Origin of the sequence: Streptomyces sp. NPDC006294, assembly GCF_042870895.1 — a bacterium.
In the GTDB taxonomy this organism is placed as follows: domain Bacteria; phylum Actinomycetota; class Actinomycetes; order Streptomycetales; family Streptomycetaceae; genus Streptomyces.
Window position 1 is genome coordinate 35,662 of sequence record NZ_JBIAHV010000015.1, and the last position, 17,570, is coordinate 53,231.

Here is a 17,570-nt window from a genome sequence, read left to right on the forward strand (position 1 = left end):
GGGGGACACCTTCTCACTTGAGGTTGACGCAGGGGGAGGGTGCAGTCTCGACCCTGGCACGTCCACCTTCGGGTGGAGTCCCCTAGGGGCTCCTCCTTACTTATGTCCAGGGGACGTTCGTCCCGGCGGACGACGAGAAGGACGGGTGGCGTTCCTTAGCTTGTACTTACGGCCGCAGCCGAGGCCCCCCGGACACCAGCAGCACCGGACGGAGGTCACGGCGGCACCGGACGGGGGTGGGGAAAACCCCCGCACCAAGACTGCGCTGCGCACCAGCGCGCCGGACGGCTTCCGCCGCGAGACTCGACCTGTACCCGCGGCGACGCATACGCACTGGTCCCGGAGCACCGCCCCGGACCAGCTGTTCCCACAGATTCCCAGAGCTAGGAGACCTACCGTGACTACGGCTGTAACCACCCCCGCATTCGGGGAGACCGGAGGGCGCACGGCCGTCGCCGCACGGGGGCGGCAGGTCGTCAAGGCGTACGGCACCGGTGAGACGCGTGTCGTCGCACTCGATCACGTCGACGTGGACATCGCCCGCGGGCAGTTCACCGCGATCATGGGGCCGTCCGGCTCCGGCAAGTCGACCCTGATGCACTGTCTGGCCGGCCTGGACACCGTCACCTCGGGGCAGATATTCCTCGACGACACGGAGATCACGGGCCTGAAGGACAAGAAGCTCACGCAGCTGCGCCGGGACCGGATCGGCTTCATCTTCCAGGCGTTCAACCTGCTGCCCACGCTGAACGCCCTGGAGAACATCACGCTCCCCATGGACATCGCCGGCCGCAGGCCGGACGCCGCGTGGCTGAACCGGGTCGTCGAGACGGTCGGCCTCGCGGACCGCCTGAAGCACCGGCCGACCCAGCTCTCCGGCGGTCAGCAGCAGCGGGTGGCCGTGGCGCGTGCCCTCGCCGCCCGTCCGGAGATCATCTTCGGTGACGAGCCGACCGGGAACCTGGACTCGCGGGCGGGCGCCGAAGTGCTCGGCTTCCTGCGCACGTCGGTGGACGAGCTGGGCCAGACCATCGTCATGGTCACGCACGACCCCGTCGCCGCCTCCTACGCGGACCGTGTCCTGTACTTGGCCGACGGACGCATCGTCGACGAGATGCTCCAGCCGACCGCGGAGGCCGTCCTCGACCGCATGCTGTGCCTTTCTGGGGGACGCCCCCAGACCCCCGACTTCGACGCGCGCGGGCGGACGTCATGACCATGCTCAAGACATCGCTGCGCAACTTCTTCGCGCACAAGGGCCGAATGGCCCTCTCGGCCGTCGCGGTGCTGCTGTCGGTGGCGTTCGTGTCGGGCACGCTCGTGTTCACCGACACCATGAACGCCACGTTCGACAAACTGTTCGCCACCTCCTCCGCGGACGTGAGCGTCAGCCCCGAGGGGGCCACGGACACCGAGGCCCCGGCGACCGGCCGGCCGGAGACGCTGCCCGCCTCCGTCGTCGACCAGGTCGGCAAGGTCGAGGGCGTGGAGTCCGCCGAGGGCGCCGTGTTCAGCATGAGCGTCACCGTCGTCGACTCCGAGAACAAGAACATGGGCTCCACCTCCGGAGCCCCGACGATCGCGGCCAACTGGACGAAGAACGAACTCAAGTCCATGGAGATCGCGTCGGGTCACGCCCCGCGCGGCCCGACCGAGGTCATGGTCGACGGCGACACGGCCGACAAGCACGGCCTGAAGCTGGGCGACGAGCTGCGGACCATCGCGGTCACCGGTGACTTCACCGCGAAGATCTCCGGCATCGCCGCCTTCAAGGTCACCAACCCCGGGGCGACCGTCGTCTACTACGACACCGCCACCGCCCAGCGTGAACTGCTCGGCAGGGAAGGTGTGTTCACCCAGGTCCTGGTGGCCGCCGACGAGGGTGTCAGCGACGAGGCGCTGAAGAAGAACCTGGCCGCCGCGCTGGAGCAGCCGTACAAGCTGCAGACCGCGAAGGAGTCGGCGGACTCGGGCCGTGAGGAGATCGGCTCGTTCCTCGACGTGATGAAGTACGCGATGCTCGGCTTCGCCGGGATCGCCTTCCTCGTCGGCATCTTCCTGATCGTCAACACCTTTTCGATGCTCGTCGCCCAGCGCACCCGGGAGATCGGCCTGATGCGCGCCATCGGGTCGAGCCGCAAGCAGGTCAACCGGTCCGTGCTCGTGGAGGCGCTGCTGCTCGGCCTGGTCGGCTCGATCGCCGGTGTGGCCGCCGGTGTGGGGCTGGCCGTCGGGCTGATGAAGATGATGTCCGCGGTCGGCATGAACCTCTCCACGGACGACCTGACCGTGAAGTGGACGACCCCGGTCGTCGGCATGGTGCTCGGCATCGTCGTCACCGTCCTCGCCGCGTATGTCCCGGCGCGCCGCGCCGGCAAGGTGTCGCCCATGGCGGCCCTGCGCGACTCGGGCATGCCGGCCGACGGAAAGGCCGGCTGGATCCGCGGCGGCATCGGCCTCGTCCTCACCGGCGTCGGCGCGGCGGCCCTGCTGCTCGCCACGCAGGCGGACAAGGCGAGTGAGGGGTCGATGTTCCTCGGCCTCGGTGTGGTGCTGTCCCTGATCGGCTTCGTCGTGATCGGCCCGCTGCTGGCCGGCGGTGTCGTACGGGTGATCAGCGCCGTGGTGCTGCGGATGTTCGGCCCGGTCGGCCGGATGGCGGAGCGCAACGCGCTGCGCAACCCGCGCCGTACCGGAGCGACCGGCGCCGCGCTGATGATCGGCCTCGCCCTGGTGGCCTGCCTGTCGGTGGTCGGCTCCTCGATGGTGGCCTCCGCGACGCAGGAGCTCGACAAGTCGGTGGGCGCCGACTTCATCGTGCAGTCCGCGAGCAACGACGGCCGCCCGATCGTGCCGCAGGCCCAGGAGGCGCTGGCGAAGGCCCCGGGCATCGAGCACGTCACCGAGTACAAGGGCGTCGACGCGAAGATCACCGCTCCGAACGGCAAGAAGGAGGACCTGCAGCTGGTCGCCGCGGACCCGACGTACGCGCAGGACCTGCGCCGCGAGACGGTGGCGGGCGAGCTGTCCGCCGCGTACGGCAAGGACGCGATGTCCGTCGGCAGCGACTACGCGGACAAGCACGGCGTGAAGGTCGGCGACACGATCAAGGTCGACTTCACGAACGGCCGGCCGGCCGAGCTGAAGGTCGCCGCGATCACCTCCGACGACTCGAACGTCGACAAGGGCGCGATGTATCTGAACATCACGACCGCCGAGCGGTACCTGCCGGCCGAGAAGATGCCCCAGAACATGATCATGTTCGCCAAGGCGGTCGACGGCCAGGAGAAGGAGGCGTACGCGGCGCTGAAGAAGTCGCTCGCCGAGTACCCGCAGTACAAGGTGCAGAACCAGACCGACTTCAAGGAGGACCTGAAGGACCAGATCGGGCAGCTGCTCAACATCGTCTACGGTCTGCTGGCGCTCGCGATCATCGTCGCCATCCTGGGTGTGGTGAACACCCTCGCGCTGTCGGTGGTCGAGCGGACCCGTGAGATCGGTCTGATGCGCGCCATCGGCCTCTCGCGCCGCCAGCTGCGCCGCATGATCCGCCTGGAGTCGGTCGTCATCGCCCTCTTCGGCGCGCTGCTCGGCCTCGGCCTGGGCATGGGCTGGGGCACCTCGGCCCAGCAGCTGCTGGCGCTGGAGGGCCTGGGCGTCCTGGAGATCCCGTGGGCGACGATCATCACGGTCTTCGTCGGGTCGGCGTTCGTGGGCCTGTTCGCGGCCCTGGTGCCGGCGTTCCGGGCGGGCCGGATGAACGTCCTGAACGCGATCGCCACCGAGTAGCCCGCCTCGGCGGGCCCGGTACGGGGGTCCCGGCCCGCCCGCAGGCACAGCCACCGAGGCCCCGCGTGTCCGACACGGACACGCGGGGCCTCGGCGCGTCCGCGGGTGGCGGGGACGGGGCGCGCCCGGGGCGGTGGGGACGGGGCACGCGGGGGGCGGGACGTACGGGGCGCGTGGGGGATCGGGGCGCGGCTGTCACACCCGCGTCGTAGGCTGGGAGACCCCCGGCCCGTTCGACGTGTCGGGTCCTTCGCGTTGTCCCGCCCGGCGGGTGCGGCGCGGTGCCACCCCCCTCGCTCCTCCTGGACGGAAGCCCTTCATGAGCCTGCACGGTCTGCTCGATGCCGTCGTACGCGACCCCGCGCTCGCCGAAGCCGTCAGGGCGGCCGGCGACGGCCGCCGGACGCATGTCGACCTGGTGGGTCCGCCCGCCGCGCGGCCCTTCGCCGTGGCGGCGCTGGCCCGCGAGGCGCGCCGCACGGTGCTTGCCGTCACCGCCACCGGGCGGGAGGCCGAGGACCTGGCCGCGGCGCTGCGGTCGCTGCTGCCCGGCGAGGGCGTCGTCGAGTACCCGTCGTGGGAGACGCTGCCGCACGAGCGGCTCTCCCCCCGCTCCGACACGGTCGGCCGCCGCCTCGCCGTGCTGCGCCGCCTGACGCACCCGTCGCCCGACGACCCGTCCGCGGGCCCGGTGCAGATCGTGGTCGCGCCCGTGCGGTCGGTGCTCCAGCCGCAGGTCAAGGGCCTCGGCGACCTGGAGCCCGTGGCGCTGCGCACCGGTCAGCAGGCCGACCTCGGAGAGGTCGTGGCGGGGCTGGCGGCCGCCGCCTACGCGCGGGTGGAACTGGTCGAGAAGCGCGGCGAGTTCGCGGTGCGCGGCGGCATCCTGGACGTCTTCCCGCCCACCGAGGAGCACCCCCTTCGGGTGGAGTTCTGGGGTGACGACGTCGAGGAGATCCGTTACTTCAAGGTCGCCGACCAGCGTTCCCTGGAGGTCGCGGAGCACGGGCTGTGGGCGGCGCCGTGCCGTGAGCTGCTGCTGACGGACGAGGTGCGCCGGCGGGCCGCCGCGCTCGCGGAGGCCCATCCCGAGCTGGGCGAACTGCTCGGCAAGATCGCCGAGGGCATCGCCGTCGAGGGCATGGAGTCGCTGGCCCCCGTCCTCGTCGACGAGATGGAGCTGCTGCTCGACGTGCTCCCCGAGGGTGCGATGGCCGTGGTGTGCGACCCGGAGCGGGTGCGTACGCGGGCGGCGGACCTCGTGGCCACCAGCCAGGAGTTCCTCCAGGCGTCCTGGGCGGCGACCGCGGGCGGAGGCGAGGCCCCGATCGACGTCGGCGCGGCGTCGCTGTGGGGCATCGCGGACGTACGGGACCGGGCGCGCGAGCTCGGCATGATGTGGTGGTCGGTGTCCCCGTTCGCGTCGGACGCGGCCGACCCGGAGGACGACACGCTGAAGCTGGGCATGCACGCCCCGGACACGTACCGCGGCGACACCGCGCGGGCGCTCGCCGACACCAAGGGGTGGCTGGCCGACGGCTGGCGGACCGTGTTCGTGACCGAGGCGCACGGCCCCGCGGCCCGCACGGTCGAGGTGCTCGGCGGCGAGGGCATCGCGGCGCGGCTGGACGCGGACCTCCCGGAGATCTCGCCGTCCGTCGTCCATGTCGCCTGCGGCTCGATCGACTACGGCTTCATCGACCCGGCGCTCAAGCTGGCGGTCCTCACGGAGACCGACCTGACCGGCCAGAAGGCGGCCGGCAAGGACGGCCGGCGGATGCCGACCCGGCGCCGCAAGACCATCGACCCGCTGACCCTCGAGGCCGGCGACTACATCGTCCACGAGCAGCACGGCGTGGGACGGTACGTCGAGATGGTGCAGCGCACCGTCCAGGGCGCGACCCGCGAGTACCTGCTCGTGGAGTACGCCCCCGCCAAGCGCGGCCAGCCCGGCGACCGGCTGTACATCCCCACCGACCAGCTCGAGCAGGTCACCAAGTACGTGGGCGGCGAGGCGCCGACGCTGCACCGGCTCGGCGGCGCGGACTGGACGAAGACGAAGGCGCGCGCGAAGAAGGCGGTCAAGGAGATCGCCGCGGACCTGATCAAGCTGTACTCGGCCCGGATGGCCGCGCCCGGCCATGCCTTCGGCCCGGACACCCCCTGGCAGCGGGAGCTCGAGGACGCGTTCGTGTACGTCGAGACGCCCGACCAGCTGTCCACGATCGCCGAGGTCAAGGAGGACATGGAGAAGACGGTCCCGATGGACCGGCTGATCTGCGGCGACGTCGGCTACGGCAAGACGGAGATCGCGGTCCGGGCGGCCTTCAAGGCGGTCCAGGACGGCAAGCAGGTCGCCGTCCTCGTCCCGACGACCCTCCTCGTCCAGCAGCACTTCGGCACGTTCACCGAGCGGTACTCGCAGTTCCCCGTCGTCACCCGCGCCCTGTCCCGCTTCCAGTCGGAGACCGAGGCGAAGGCGACGCTGGAGGGGCTGCGGGACGGCTCGGTCGACATCGTGATCGGCACCCACCGGCTGTTCTCCTCCGAGACCAGGTTCAAGGACCTGGGTCTGGTCATCGTCGACGAGGAGCAGCGCTTCGGTGTCGAGCACAAGGAGCAGCTGAAGAAGCTGCGGGCCAACGTGGACGTGCTCACCATGTCCGCGACACCCATTCCGAGGACGCTGGAGATGGCGGTGACCGGCATCCGCGAGATGTCGACGATCACCACCCCGCCGGAGGAGCGCCATCCGGTGCTGACCTTCGTCGGCCCGTACGAGGAGAAGCAGATCGGCGCGGCCGTGCGGCGTGAACTGCTGCGCGAGGGCCAGGTCTTCTACATCCACAACCGCGTCGAGTCGATCGACCGGGCGGCAGCGCGGCTGCGGGAGATCGTGCCGGAGGCGCGGATCGCCACGGCCCACGGCCAGATGGGCGAGAGCGCCCTGGAGCAGGTGGTCGTGGACTTCTGGGAGAAGAAGTTCGACGTGCTGGTCTCCACGACGATCGTCGAGTCGGGCATCGACATCTCCAACGCCAACACGCTCATCGTGGAGCGCGGCGACAACTTCGGCCTCTCGCAGCTGCACCAGTTGCGTGGCCGGGTCGGCCGCGGGCGGGACCGCGGTTACGCGTACTTCCTCTACCCGCCGGAGAAGCCCCTCACCGAGACCGCGCACGAGCGCCTCGCCACGATCGCCCAGCACACCGAGATGGGCGCGGGCATGTACGTCGCCATGAAGGACCTGGAGATCCGCGGCGCGGGCAACCTTCTCGGCGGCGAGCAGTCGGGCCACATCGCGGGCGTCGGCTTCGACCTGTACGTCCGCATGGTGGGCGAGGCCGTCGCCGACTACCGGGCGTCGCTGGAGGGCGGTGTGGAGGAGGAGGCGCCGCTCGAGGTCAAGATCGAGCTGCCCGTCGACGCGCACGTCCCGCACGACTACGCCCCCGGTGAGCGGCTGCGGCTCCAGGCGTACCGGTCGATCGCCTCCGCCAACACGGAGGAGGACATCAAGGCGGTCCGCGAGGAGCTCACCGACCGCTACGGCAAGCTGCCGGAGCCCGTGGAGAACCTGCTGCTGGTGGCGGGCCTGCGGATGCTGGCGCGGGCCTGCGGCGTGGGCGAGATCGTGCTCCAGGGGCCGAACATCCGCTTCGCGCCGGTGGAGTTGCGCGAGTCGCAGGAGCTGCGGCTCAAGCGGCTGTACCCGCGTACGGTCATCAAGCCGGCGGCCCACCAGATCATGGTCCCGCGCCCGACGGCGGGCAAGATCGGCGGCAAGCCGGTGGTGGGCCGTGAACTGCTGTCGTGGACGGGCGAGTTCCTGACGACGATCCTGGGGTCGTAGGGCTCACGGCCCGCCTGTCCGAGCTGCTCGGCCCGTACTGGGTCGCGGTGCTCGGCTCCGGTCCGCTGCCCGCCCGGACCACCCTGGGTATCGGCAAGGTCTGAGCCCGGCAGTACCGTACGGACCGTGAACAGACATGCGGTGGTCGGGGGAGGGGCGGCGGCGCTGCTCGCGGCGGTGCTGGTGACCGGTTGCGACGGCGTCGGCATCGACGGCGGCGACGGTGACGGGGGCCCGTCGCGGGCCGCCCCGGCCGGCGGCGGCACGAGCCCGCTCGCCAACCCGCAGGGCACGCGGCCGGGTCTGGCCGCCCTCGCCACCGAGCAGGAGCGGACCGCCGCCCGCGCGCTGATAGCGAAGGTGGCCACCAAGGGCCGCGGCCCGAAGACCGGTTACGACCGGGACGAGTACGGCTACGCCTGGATGGACACGGCCGACGGCGTCCCGCTGGCGCGCAACGGCTGCGACACCCGCAACGACATGCTCGCCCGCGACGGCCGGGGCCTCGCCTACCGGGCCGGCTCGGACTGCGTCGTCGTGGAGATGACCGTGTACGACCCGTACACCGGCAGGACCATCGAGTGGCGCAAGAAGAAGGCCGCCGAGGTGCAGATAGACCATGTGGTGCCGCTGTCGTACAGCTGGCAGATGGGCGCGGCCCGCTGGAACGAGGCCAAGCGCCGGCGACTGGCCAACGACCCGCTGAACCTGCTGCCGGTCGAGGGCCGGGCCAACGGCGCCAAGAGCGACTCGGGCCCGGCGTCGTGGCTGCCGCCGAACAAGGCGGTCCGCTGCTCGTACGCGGTGCGCTTCGCGCAGGTCGCGGTGAAGTACGAACTGCCGGTGACGACCGCCGACAAGCGGACCATGCTCGCCCAGTGCGGCGGCTAGCCGTTCTGTCCCGGAAGGCGACGTCCGGGTGGCTGTGACGCGGTCGTCCGTGGCGGCTGGGCGGGGTTGTGCCCGGATGCGTGCCGGTTCGTCGACAGGTGGATGAGCATGAAGTGAACAGTGGCGGAAGGCGGTTGCCGGGGCCGCCTATCCGGCCGTTTCTCTGCCTAGGGTGCATCGACGCCGGACCGATCAGGAGACACGTCGATGAGCAGTGGTGCCGTGGCCGAAGCGCCCAGGACGAAGGCGCCCAAGGCACGGCAGACCAAGGTGGAGATCGCGCCGCTGCCTTCCCACAACAGGATGCGGGCCCTCGACGGTCTGCGTATCCTCGCGGCCCTGGCCGTGTGCCTCTTCCACTACGCGGGAAAGTCGTCGGTGGGCCATGCCTGGGGCGAGTCCCCCAAGGAGCTCTTTCCCGGTCTGTCCGCCGCGGCCACCTACGGCTCCCTCGGCGTCCAGCTGTTCTTCGTCATCAGCGGCTTCGTCATCTGCATGAGCAGCTGGGGCAAGTCGCTCGGCCACTTCTTCCGCTCCCGGGTCTCGCGCCTCTACCCCGCGTACTGGGTGGCGATAGTGCTGACCACGGCCGCGTGCATGGCGCTTCCGTCGGTGATCGAGCCGCTGCGGCTCGACGAAGTACTGGTCAATCTGACGATGCTCCAGCAGCCCATGGGCGTGGAGCGGGTGCTCGGCGTGTGCTGGACACTGTGGGTGGAGGCCCGGTTCTACCTGCTGTTCGCGCTGTTCGTGGTGTGGAAGGGCGTCACCTACCGGAGGGTGGTCGTCTTCTGCTGCCTGTGGACGGTCGCCGGGGTGCTCGCACGGGTCGCCGACACACCCCTCACCGACGAGATCGTCATGCGGGACCACGCCCCCTTCTTCATCGGCGGTCTCGCGCTCTACCTGATCCACCGGTTCGGCAGCGATCTGCTGCTGTGGGGCATCGTCGCGGTCAGCTGGGCGCTCGGCCAGCGCTATTCGACCACCGCGCTGTGGAGCCCCGACGCGACGAACGTCTATCTGGAGCGCAGCCCGCACGTCATCCTCGCGATCGTGACCGTCGCCTTCGGGCTGGTCGCCGCCGTGGCACTCGGGTGGCTGCGGTGGGCGAACTGGCGCTGGCTCACCGTCGCGGGAGCCCTGACCTACCCGTTCTACCTGGTGCACGAGCATCTGGGCTGGTTCGCCATCGCCGTGCTGCACCGGAAGTTCGGGCTGGGGGCCTGGCCGGCGCTGGTGGCGGCGGTGGCCTCGATGCTGCTGCTCGCCTGGTTCATCCACCGGCTCGTGGAGAAGCCCTTCGGGCCGAGGATGCGCCGGGCCATGGAGAGGCAGGCGGCCCGGCCGGCGGCGGCCCCGAGGGCGGCGCGAGGTTCCGTGCGTTCCTGAGGGTCTGAAGGGGCCGGGGCCGTGCGCGGGTGGGAGCCGCCCGGTGGAGCGGTGGAAATCCGGTGGGGGACCATGATGGCCCTGGTTAGCCTGCCGCCATGGAACTTGAGATCACCAGCCTCGCCGAGCGCCCCGAACTGCACGACCCGATGTGGCGGATGCTCGACACCTGGGACGAGTTCATCGTCAACGACCCGGTCGGCTGGGCGTACATCGGACGGATCGTCGGCGAGCTGCCCGAGTACGTGCTGGTGGCGACGGACCCCGAGGGGAAGGTCGTGGCCCGGGCGCTCAGCGTCCCGCTGGCCATGGACGTGGACGGACGCCGGGAACTGCCCGCCGGCGGCTGGGACCAGGTGATGCTGTGGGCCTTCTCCGACCTGCGGCACGGCCGGAAGCCGGACACCGTGAGCGCGATCGAGATCACGGTGGCGACCGACCGGCAGGGCCGGGGGATATCGGGTCGGATGCTCGCCGCGATGCGGGACAACGTCCGCCGCCTCGGCTTCGACAGGTTCGTCGCACCGGTGCGGCCGAGCGCGAAGAGCGCCGAACCGAGGACGCTGATCGACGAGTACGCGTACCGCACCCGCGAGGCGGACGGCCTCCCGCACGACCCGTGGCTGCGGGTGCACGTACGGGCGGGCGGTGTCATCGAGAGGGTGGCGCCCACCTCGATGACGGTCTCCGGCTCGCTGGAGCAGTGGCGCGCGTGGACCGGACTGCCGTTCGACACCACGGGCGAGGTCGAGGTCCCGGGCGCGCTGGTGCCGGTGCACTGCGAGGCGGAGCGGGGCTACGCGGTCTACGTCGAGCCGAACGTATGGGTGCGCCACCGGCTGTGACACGGGGTGTGGCCGGTGTACGCGGGACGCGGCCGGGGACGCCGCCCTGTTCGGCGGCGTCCCCGGCCGGTCGGCCCGAGCCGGAAGGTCAGACCGTCAGCTCCCACTGCGAGGCGTCGTAGTCGAAGCCGGGGGAGACCTCCACGGTGAGGTTCTTCGCGTCGGCCGGGGCGTCGAAGGCGACCGTGACCGTGGCCTTCTTGCCCGGCAGGATGGTGCCCTCGAAGCCGCCGCCCGTGTCACCGTCGAAGATCTGCTCGGCGGTCACGCCGTCCTTGCCGGCGCGCGCCTCGAAGGAGACGAGGTTCGCGTCGTACTTCTCCTTGCCGCCGTTCTCGATGGTGACCGTGACCTGGTAGGCCTTGTTGCCCTCGGTGTGGCCGATGGCGAACTCGGTGGGCGAGTACGGCTTGGGCGCGGAGACGGTGACCTTCACGTCGTCGTCGTAGACGGACGTCTCGTCCGCGCCGAGGGCCTTGCCCTTGTCCGCGGCCGGCTCGCCCTCGCCCGAGCCGTCGGCGCCACCCGCGGAGGCGTCCTTGGGCGCGGTGTTCTCGACGGCCTTGTTGAACTCGTCGACCGCCTCGCCCACCGCCATCACCGTGACGATGCCGATGATGACGCTCACGATCAGCGCCAGCACGCCCAGCACCGTGCCGGCCGTCGCCACGCCCTTGTTGGTGGCCTGGCCGCGCTTGGCGCGGCCCAGGCCGACGACGCCGAGGATCAGGGCGAGCAGCCCGAGGACGGTGCCGATCCAGAAGAGGAACGGGATCACGGCGAAGAGGATGCCGATGATGCCGAGCACCAGGGCGGCCGTGCCGAGGCCGTTGCGCGCCGGGGCCGGCGCTGTGAACTGACCGGGCGCTCCGCCGGGCTGCTGCGGGCCTGGCTGCGGCTGTGTGTACTGAGACATGGGTCCCCCCCAATGTTTGTGGCGGGCCCGCTGTCGTGACCCGTGTTGCTCCGGGTCAATCAGAGCAGAGGTTGTGAACAGAGTCAACGTGAAGGGGAGTTACGCATCGCTTCACGCCTGTGAATCGCTCACGGTCCGTGAACCCGAGTACAGTGCCGATCACTTGAAGCGGACGGGGGACAGTCGAGTGCCGGACAACGAACCAGAAGTGACCGCTGCGGAGATCGCCCGCCTCGCGGGCGTGGGCCGTGCCGCCGTGAGCAACTGGCGGCGTCGGCACGGGGACTTCCCCAAGCCCGTCGGCGGCACGGAGACCAGTCCCTCCTTCGCCCTCGCCGCGGTCGAGCGCTGGCTGCGCGACCAGGGGAAGCTGGCCGAGGTGCCGCTGCGCGAACGGGTCTGGCAGCAACTGGCCGGCCACCCCGCCGGAGCCGCCACCGCCCTCCTCCACGCCGGCTGCGCACTCCTCCTGGTCCACCACCGGCCGTCCGGCTGGCCCGCCCTGAGCGCCGTCTCCGACACCCGCATGGCCGAGCTGCTGCCCGCCGCGCTCGAGGAGGTGCTGACCCTGCGCTTCGACGCCCCCCGAGCCGTACGGACGCCTCACAAGGGCGAGTTGGCGCCGTCCGTGCCGCTCCTGCGCGGGGCCGCCGCGCTCGCCGCGGAGACCGGCGCCCGCCAGGCGTTCGAGTTCCTGCTCGGGCGCCACCTCGACGCCGGCCCGCGCCAGTACACACTCACACCGGCCGAGCCCGCCGCGCTGATGGCCGCCCTCGTAGGACCGGCCGGGACCGTGCTCGACCCCGCCTCCGGAACGGGCGCCCTGCTGCGCGCCGTCGACCGCCCCGCCGCGCTCCACGCCCAGGAGGCCGACCCCGACCTGGCCGCGCTCACCGCACTGCGCCTCGCCCTGCACGCCGACGCCGAGGTGCGGGCGGCGGCCGGCGACGCCCTGCGCGCGGACGCGTTCCCCGCGCTCGCCGCCGACGCCGTCCTGTGCCACCCGCCGTTCAACGAGCGCGACTGGGGCCACGAGGAGCTGGCCTACGACCCCCGGTGGGAGTACGGCTTCCCGGCCCGCACCGAGTCCGAGCTGGCCTGGGTCCAGCACGCGCTCGCCCGGCTGCGCCCCGGCGGCACCGCCGTGCTGCTGATGCCGCCCGCCGCCGCGTCCCGCCGCTCCGGGCGGCGCGTCCGCGCCGGCCTGCTGCGCCGCGGCGCGCTGCGGGCCGTCGTCGCCCTCCCCGCCGGCGCCGCGCCCCCCTACGGCATCCCGCTCCATCTGTGGGTGCTGCGCAGGCCCGCCGCCGAACGCCCGTCGCCGGAACTGCTCGTCGTCGACACCGCCACGGCGGCGCACGCCGCGGCGGGCCGCGACAGACTCGACTGGCAGGCCATCCGCACCGCGGTGCTCGACGCCTGGCAGCCCTTCGAGCGGCACGGGACCGTGGCGGAGACCCCCGGCGTCAGCCGGTGCGTCCCGGTCATCGAACTCCTCGACGACGACGTCGACCTGACCCCCGCCCGCCATCTGCCGCCCCCCGCCGCGGGCGCCGGGGCCGCAGAACTGGGCCGCGTACGCGAACGGCTGACGCACACGCTGGGCCGGACCACCGAACTCACCCCCCGGCCGCCCGTGCTGCCCCCCGCGCCCGCCGCACCTCCGCACTGGCCCGCCACGACCGTCGGCGAACTCGCCCGCGCCGGCGCCCTTGTCCTGCGCGCCGGCGGCGCCGGCTCCGCACCGGCGGACGGGCCCGTCGCCGTCCTCACCGAACAGGACGTCCTCGCCGGCCGGAGCCCCTCCGGCACGCTCCCGGCAGGCGCCGAGGAGGAGCCGGTGCTGATCGCGGCGGGCGACGTCGTCGTCCCCGTCCTCGGGGCCGGCGCGATCGTGCGCGTAGCGGACGAGGCACTCGCCGGCGCCGCGCTCGGCCGCAACCTCCAGCTGCTGCGGCCCGACCCGGCCGCGCTCGACCCCTGGTTCCTCGCCGGTTTCCTGCGCGGCAGCGCCAACCAGCGGCAAGCCAGCAGCTACGCGTCGACCGCGACCCGGCTCGACGTCCGCCGCCTCCAGCTGCCCCGGCTGCCGCTCGCCGAACAGCGGCGCTACGGGGACCGCTTCCGCGCGCTGGGCGAGTTCGAGGAGGCGCTGCGGCTGGCCGGCAGGCTGGGCGAACGGCTGGTGCGGGGACTGCACGACGGCCTCACGGACGGCAGCCTCCTGCCGGAGTGACCCGCAGGGCACCGGCGAAGTCCGTCGAGGCGTGCACGAGTCGCTTACGAAGCGGTGTACCGGGCAACGGTTCGGTACATCCGGCAACCGCTTGTCGGTGTCGGTGTATACGCTTCAGTCCGCTCGACTCCTCTTCTCCCGTTCCCCGTCCAGGCCATCCCAGGAGCAGGAATGCACGGCCACGGCTTCGCGCCGCCGCAGCCCCGGCGCCCTTCCACGGCGCTGCTCGTCGTCGTGCGCGTCGTCTTCGTGGCGCTCGCGCTGCTCAGCTTCGGACTGCTCGCCTGGGGCACGATGCTGCGCATCGCGATCATGAGGCGGCGGCGGTCGGACTGGCTGCTGTTCTGGCTCTCGCTGGCGGTCGTCCTGGCCTGCCTCATCGCGATCGGGGAGTTCTCCACCGCCGGTGAGACGCCGGGGGAGGAGCCGCCGCCGGAGCCGCTGGACTATGTGTGCCTGGTGGCCCTGCTGGGGCTCGCGCTGGGTGTGCCGACGCACTACCTGGTCGCGGACATCCGCCACTACCAGGACGCGCGCCCGGCCGCGGGCTGGCCGCCGCCGCTGCCGACGGGGTCGCCGTACGGCCCGGTGACGCCGGCCGGAAGTCCTTACGGGATGCCGCAGCAGCCGGGCTACGGCTACCCGCCCGCGCAGGCCCCGGCCCCGCCCGTACAGCCCCCGCCCCCGGCCCACGGCATGCCCGTACAGCCCCCGGCGCAGCCGATACCCGCGCCCGCACCGCCCACGCGGCCGGCCGGCGCCCCCGCCACCGGGCGGATCGACCAGGTCCGCGCCGAGCTCGACGAGCTGAGCGACCTGCTCCGCAAGGAAGAGGGCAAGTGAACGGCCGCGTCATCGCGAACCGTTACGAGCTGGCCGCGCTCATCGGCCAGGGCGGCATGGGCCAGGTCTGGACCGCGTACGACGGGCGTCTCGACCGGCGCGTCGCCGTCAAGCTGCTGCGGCCCGACCACATGGCCGCCGCCACCGCCGCGGACGAGATGCGCCGCCGCTTCGTACGCGAGTGCCGGGTGACCGCCCAGGTGTGCCACCCCGGCCTGGTCACGGTCCACGACGCGGGCAGCGACGACGACGACCTGTATCTCGTCATGCAGTACGTCGAGGGCGCCGACCTCGCCGACCACCTCGCGGAGCACGAGCCCTACCCGTGGGAATGGGCCGTCAGCGTCGCCGCGCAGCTGTGCGCGGTGCTCGGCGCGGTGCACGCCGTGCCGATCGTCCACCGCGACCTCAAGCCGCGCAACGTGATGGTCAAGCCCGACGGCACGGTCACCGTCCTCGACCTCGGCGTCGCGTCCGTCATCGACATGGACACCACCCGGCTCACCCACACCGGTTCGCCCATCGGCAGCCCCGCCTACATGGCCCCGGAGCAGGCGATGGGCGGCGCCGTCGGCCCGTACACGGACCTGTACGCCCTCGGCGTCCTGCTGCACGAACTCCTCAGCGGCAACGTCCCCTTCGCGGGCTCCACCGCGCTCGGTGTTCTCCACCGCCACCTCTACGAGCCGCCGCTGCCGGTCCGACAGCTGCGCCCCGAGGTCCCCGAGCCGCTGGAGGCCCTCGTCCTGCGGCTGCTCGCCAAGGACCCGGAGCACCGGCCGTCCGGCGCGCAGGAGGTGTACGAGGCGCTGGCGCCGCTGCTGCCCGCGCGCGGCGCGCCGACGGGGCCGCTCGACCCGACGCGCCCCTTCCTGCGTCCGCACGCGCCGTGGCCGGACCGGGTGTCCACCACGCCGGCCCCGCCGCTCGCACCGCCGCCCGCGACGGCGCCCGCGCCGGACGTCGCCGGCGCCGTCGACGAGGTCAAGCGCCTGCTCGCCGAGGGCAGCATCACCCAGGCCGTGGACGTCCTCGGCGGCATCCTCCCGGCCGCGGCGTCCGAGCACGGCGAGCACTCGCCCGTCGTGCGCATCCTGCGCAAGCAGTACGCGGCGACCCTGATGGACGACGGCCAGTACCGCCGCGCCCTGCCGGAACTGCGCCGCCTCGCCGACGACCGCACGGCGGAGGCCGGCCCGGCCGACCCGCAGTCGCTGCAGTTCCGCCACGACGCGGCCCTCTGCCTGGAACAGCTGGGCCGGCCCGCCGCGGCACTCGCCGAGTACCGCGCGGTCCTGCCGTACTACGAGAGCTCCGACCACGACCGCGCGCTCCAGGTCCGCCACCGCATCGGCCATCTGCTGCTCGCGGTCGGCGACCACACGGCGGCGCACCAGCAGTTCCGGTCCCTGCTGTACGACGCGGAGCGCGCGTACGGCCCCTGTCACCAGCTCCCGGTGGAACTGCGCCGCGCCCTGGAGCGCCAGCAGCAGTTCCGCCCGGGCTGACCGGCGAACGAGGCCGTCGGGTCAGTCCGCCCGCAGGAAGGCGGAGGTGGACACCCGTCCCAGCATCCGCAGCCGGGACGTGCCGTCGACCCACTCCAGGTCGGCGCGGACCCCGTCCTCCGAGTGGTCGCCGTCGACGATGATCACGCCGTACTTCCGGTCGGAGACGGCTTCCCGCACCTCGGGGTCCCAGGAGAAGCCCTGCTGGATCCGCGTGGTGTACGTCCCGGAGCTGCCGCCCAGCGCCAGGTTGGCCCGTACGACGTCCTCCCGCACCGGTGTGCCCGTCGGGTCGGCGGCCTGCGCCGTGCCCGGCTGGAGCTGGGAGCCGGCCGGCGGGTCGATGATCGTCAGATCGGGCTCGATGCCCGCACGGTGCACCATCCGCACGAGCGCGGAGGCGAACAGCCCGTACAGGGTGCCGATCTCGAGGATGGCGCCGTTCGGCGGGGACAGCAGCGGAACGGTGGCGAGTTTGCCGTAGCTGTTGGACGTCGAACCGGCCGGCCGGTCGGGCTGCACAGCTCGTCTGACGCGCTGCTCGATCACACCGAGAGCGGGACGCAGAGCGCGCTTGGTCAGACGGTTGCGGAGAATGGCCATGCCCGGGAACGTACGCGTGAACCACCCGCCGGCCCACCAAGCGACAACGCTGGGAAGATGAAGTCCTGGTGTCGCGACGGCGACGGGAACGGTGACCGTGACGTTGCGGGCCCCGTGTCCGCTCTGCCGCCCTCGTGGCCCTGCCGAACGGGCGGACGGCCCCGGGTGTGTCACCCTGTTCCGGGCGGTCGTCGCGGACGACGACGAGCGGAACCGGTGCGCGGGGGACGGGCAGGGCGATGACGGTACGCGGCCAGATCCTCAGATTCGCCCTGGTCGGGGTGGTGAACACCGGTACGTACTACGGCCTTTACCTGGCGTTGCTGACCCTGCTGCCGTACGTGGCGGCGCACGTGGTCGCCTTTCTGCTGAGCATGGTCGGATCGTTCTTCCTGACCTCGCACTTCACGTACCGGACCCGGCCGACGCTGCGGAAGTTCCTGCTGTTCCCGCTGACCAACGCGGCGAACTTCGTGGTGACCACGGCCGGGGTGTATCTGCTGGTGGGCGTGGGCCGCTTCGACAGCACGTACGCACCGCTCGTCGCGGCGGCCGCCGCGATCCCGGTCACGTTCGTCGTCTCCCGCACGATCATGCTCCGCCCCGACGGGCGGCGGCCCGACCGGACCGGGAGCGCTCCGGAGACGGAGCGCACACCGGTCCGCTGACCGCCCGTGCCGGCCGGCGGTCTCCT

The 17,570-nt window shown here is 72.2% G+C and carries 12 protein-coding genes and 1 pseudogene; 11 read left to right on the top strand and 2 right to left on the bottom strand.

The window, feature by feature from the left end; all coding sequences use genetic code 11:
* Positions 1–397 precede the first annotated feature (397 nt).
* The 7 genes from ACFYOP_RS25490 to ACFYOP_RS25520 all read left to right on the top strand — a co-directional run bounded on the left by ACFYOP_RS25490 (position 398) and on the right by ACFYOP_RS25520 (position 10,770).
* Positions 398–1,216 carry an ABC transporter ATP-binding protein gene (locus ACFYOP_RS25490; protein WP_356894306.1) on the top strand — a complete coding sequence of 273 codons (819 nt, stop codon included), beginning with the start codon at positions 398–400 and terminating at the stop codon, positions 1,214–1,216.
* Entirely contained in the window at positions 1,213–3,789 is a 2,577-nt protein-coding gene (locus ACFYOP_RS25495) for an FtsX-like permease family protein (protein ID WP_356894304.1), read from the top strand. The genes ACFYOP_RS25490 and ACFYOP_RS25495 overlap by 4 nt, the downstream gene beginning before the upstream one ends.
* A gap of 319 nt (positions 3,790–4,108) precedes the next feature.
* Positions 4,109–7,642, top strand: coding sequence for a transcription-repair coupling factor (gene mfd / locus ACFYOP_RS25500; protein ID WP_356894302.1), 3,534 nt, complete (start codon positions 4,109–4,111; stop codon positions 7,640–7,642).
* On the top strand, positions 7,603–7,746 hold the full coding sequence (locus ACFYOP_RS25505) for a hypothetical protein (RefSeq protein ID WP_356894373.1): 144 nt from the start codon (positions 7,603–7,605) through the stop codon (positions 7,744–7,746). The genes mfd and ACFYOP_RS25505 overlap by 40 nt, the downstream gene beginning before the upstream one ends.
* Before the next feature lie 22 nt (positions 7,747–7,768).
* Positions 7,769–8,533 carry an HNH endonuclease family protein gene (locus ACFYOP_RS25510; RefSeq protein WP_356894300.1) on the top strand — a complete coding sequence of 255 codons (765 nt, stop codon included), beginning with the start codon at positions 7,769–7,771 and terminating at the stop codon, positions 8,531–8,533.
* 207 nt (positions 8,534–8,740) lie between these two features.
* Positions 8,741–9,925 (top strand): acyltransferase, encoded by a 1,185-nt coding sequence (locus ACFYOP_RS25515; protein ID WP_356894298.1) that lies wholly within the window; start codon positions 8,741–8,743, stop codon positions 9,923–9,925.
* Positions 9,926–10,023: 98 nt separating this feature from the next.
* The gene (locus ACFYOP_RS25520; protein WP_356894296.1) at positions 10,024–10,770 is read left to right on the top strand and encodes an N-acetyltransferase; all 747 of its coding nucleotides are present in this window, start codon (positions 10,024–10,026) and stop codon (positions 10,768–10,770) included.
* Between the two features lie 88 nt (positions 10,771–10,858).
* On the opposite strand, the gene ACFYOP_RS25525 is transcribed toward ACFYOP_RS25520, so the two are convergent.
* On the bottom strand, positions 10,859–11,686 hold the full coding sequence (locus tag ACFYOP_RS25525) for a DUF4190 domain-containing protein (protein WP_356894294.1): 828 nt from the start codon (positions 11,684–11,686) through the stop codon (positions 10,859–10,861).
* A 187-nt stretch (positions 11,687–11,873) separates the two neighbouring features.
* On the opposite strand from ACFYOP_RS25525, the gene ACFYOP_RS25530 reads away from it, so the two are divergent.
* The 3 genes from ACFYOP_RS25530 to ACFYOP_RS25540 all read left to right on the top strand — a co-directional run bounded on the left by ACFYOP_RS25530 (position 11,874) and on the right by ACFYOP_RS25540 (position 16,273).
* Positions 11,874–13,922: an N-6 DNA methylase gene (locus ACFYOP_RS25530; protein ID WP_356894292.1), complete on the top strand. Its 2,049-nt coding sequence runs from the start codon at positions 11,874–11,876 to the stop codon at positions 13,920–13,922.
* A gap of 171 nt (positions 13,923–14,093) precedes the next feature.
* Positions 14,094–14,765 (top strand): hypothetical protein, encoded by a 672-nt coding sequence (locus ACFYOP_RS25535; protein ID WP_356894290.1) that lies wholly within the window; start codon positions 14,094–14,096, stop codon positions 14,763–14,765.
* Positions 14,762–16,273, top strand: coding sequence for a serine/threonine-protein kinase (locus ACFYOP_RS25540; RefSeq protein WP_356894288.1), 1,512 nt, complete (start codon positions 14,762–14,764; stop codon positions 16,271–16,273). Before ACFYOP_RS25535 ends, ACFYOP_RS25540 begins: the two co-directional genes overlap by 4 nt.
* Before the next feature lie 21 nt (positions 16,274–16,294).
* Here ACFYOP_RS25540 and ACFYOP_RS25545 read toward each other — a convergent pair.
* Positions 16,295–16,783, bottom strand: a pseudogene (locus ACFYOP_RS25545) (class I SAM-dependent methyltransferase); the annotation flags it as partial.
* A 332-nt stretch (positions 16,784–17,115) separates the two neighbouring features.
* Here ACFYOP_RS25545 and ACFYOP_RS25550 point away from each other — a divergent pair.
* Entirely contained in the window at positions 17,116–17,544 is a 429-nt protein-coding gene (locus tag ACFYOP_RS25550) for a GtrA family protein (protein WP_356894284.1), read from the top strand.
* The last annotated feature ends 26 nt before the right edge of the window (positions 17,545–17,570 follow it).

Coding starts and splice junctions, on each gene's coding strand:
- ACFYOP_RS25495 (WP_356894304.1), top strand. CDS start 1,213: ATGACCATGCTCAAGACATCGCTGCGCAACTTCTTCGCGCACAAGGGC.
- mfd (WP_356894302.1), top strand. CDS start 4,109: ATGAGCCTGCACGGTCTGCTCGATGCCGTCGTACGCGACCCCGCGCTC.
- ACFYOP_RS25515 (WP_356894298.1), top strand. CDS start 8,741: ATGAGCAGTGGTGCCGTGGCCGAAGCGCCCAGGACGAAGGCGCCCAAG.
- ACFYOP_RS25520 (WP_356894296.1), top strand. CDS start 10,024: ATGGAACTTGAGATCACCAGCCTCGCCGAGCGCCCCGAACTGCACGAC.
- ACFYOP_RS25525 (WP_356894294.1), bottom strand. CDS start 11,686: ATGTCTCAGTACACACAGCCGCAGCCAGGCCCGCAGCAGCCCGGCGGA.
- ACFYOP_RS25535 (WP_356894290.1), top strand. CDS start 14,094: ATGCACGGCCACGGCTTCGCGCCGCCGCAGCCCCGGCGCCCTTCCACG.
- ACFYOP_RS25550 (WP_356894284.1), top strand. CDS start 17,116: ATGACGGTACGCGGCCAGATCCTCAGATTCGCCCTGGTCGGGGTGGTG.